Origin of the sequence: Verminephrobacter aporrectodeae subsp. tuberculatae At4 (assembly GCF_000193225.1) — a bacterium.
Lineage (GTDB): Bacteria > Pseudomonadota > Gammaproteobacteria > Burkholderiales > Burkholderiaceae_C > Acidovorax > Acidovorax aporrectodeae.
This window is the reverse complement of sequence record NZ_AFAL01000570.1, coordinates 1-1249: the sequence shown is the minus strand read 5'-3', so window position 1 is coordinate 1249 and position 1249 is coordinate 1. Positions and strand designations below refer to the sequence as shown.

Below are 1249 nucleotides of genomic sequence, written 5' to 3'. Positions count from 1 at the left end.
TTTTTTACGCCAAATTTGACCCGCCCACCCCTTCCTGCGGGGTCGGAACTCACTGCGGCGCCCCCCACGCTGCCTTTGAGACGGACCATGACGGCCAGATTTCCCAGGGCCATGTCACCCGCGAAGGCGGGCAGAGAAATTCCGGGGAATGTGATCAGCCCAGGCTGCTTGGTATGATTTTGCGTCAACAAATTGACGGTGGAAAAATTCGTGGGGATGCCAAACGGCTCACCCGACTTCAGTTCGGTGATCCCCAGGTTCATTTCGGTGATTTCTGCATCGGCCGGCGAATATGTGATTTTAAGCGGAATCGTGTGGGTGTTGTCACTGCCGCTTTGCGGGATCGACAGATAGCAGCCGGCCAGATTGCCATGCATTCCATCTCCAATCGTGATCGGTGAAATTATCGGATTGGCATTCTTGTTCGGCGACGAGAATTGTGCCGACAAGACTTCGAGCGTGCTAGACGATGATTTGAGCTTCTTGCATCCCAGCGTCAGTTCGACCGTCGTGGTGGTTGGCAAGAGATCGTCACCGATGTTGATTGCGCTCACGCTGCCGCTGATGTTCAGTGCAGCGTTCTTGGTCTGCCCGGTCACGTCTACGCACCTGGTCTCGGTCATTCCTCCATCGGTAAAACGCAACTGTTTTGCCAAACCGCTGGCTGAAAATTCGATGTCAGGAAATCCCACGACAGAATACGACCAAGTATCCTTGTACTTTCTATCCTCTCTCGGAAGCATCCCGGATTGCTGATGTTTCCTGATCAGTTGCTCAAGTTCGGCTCTGCTGCTCACTTTGGGGAGCAGGTATTCCTCCTCGGAAAACACGGTAATCCTGATGCCGACGCTCTCGGTACCGATCGGCACCTGGAAGTCGATTTTCTTGTTGACGAGCCGGTCTTGCTCGGCCGCAGTGGCGCTAAAAACCGCGCTATCGACCCCCTCTGCGGCGAGCGGCGTGGGCGCCAACGCGCGCTTGGCGGCGGGGATGCTGCGTGGGGGTGGCCCCTTGCCGTCTTGTGTCACGCTGCTTTGCACCGCCGACGAACCAGGGGCCGCCCGCTGCTTCGCTGTATTGGCGCCCGTGTCGACTCCCAGGCCCGGTGGCACCACCATCGTGACCTGGGCCTGCGTGCTGCCTTCGTACACCGGAAAACTGGTGCGGATGACATTGGGGTAATGCAGGTCGCTCAAGGTCAGAAAATAGATATCGGGCAATACGTGTCGCTCGAGCGCAAAACCGCCAT

General features: G+C 57.1%; 1 protein-coding gene. It reads right to left on the bottom strand.

Annotation, left to right across the window (positions count from 1 at the left end):
* On the bottom strand, window positions 1-1220 hold a 1220-nt coding region (locus tag VTU_RS33760; RefSeq protein ID WP_169315422.1), incomplete at its 3' end, for a hypothetical protein.
* Window positions 1221-1249: the final 29 nt, after the last annotated feature.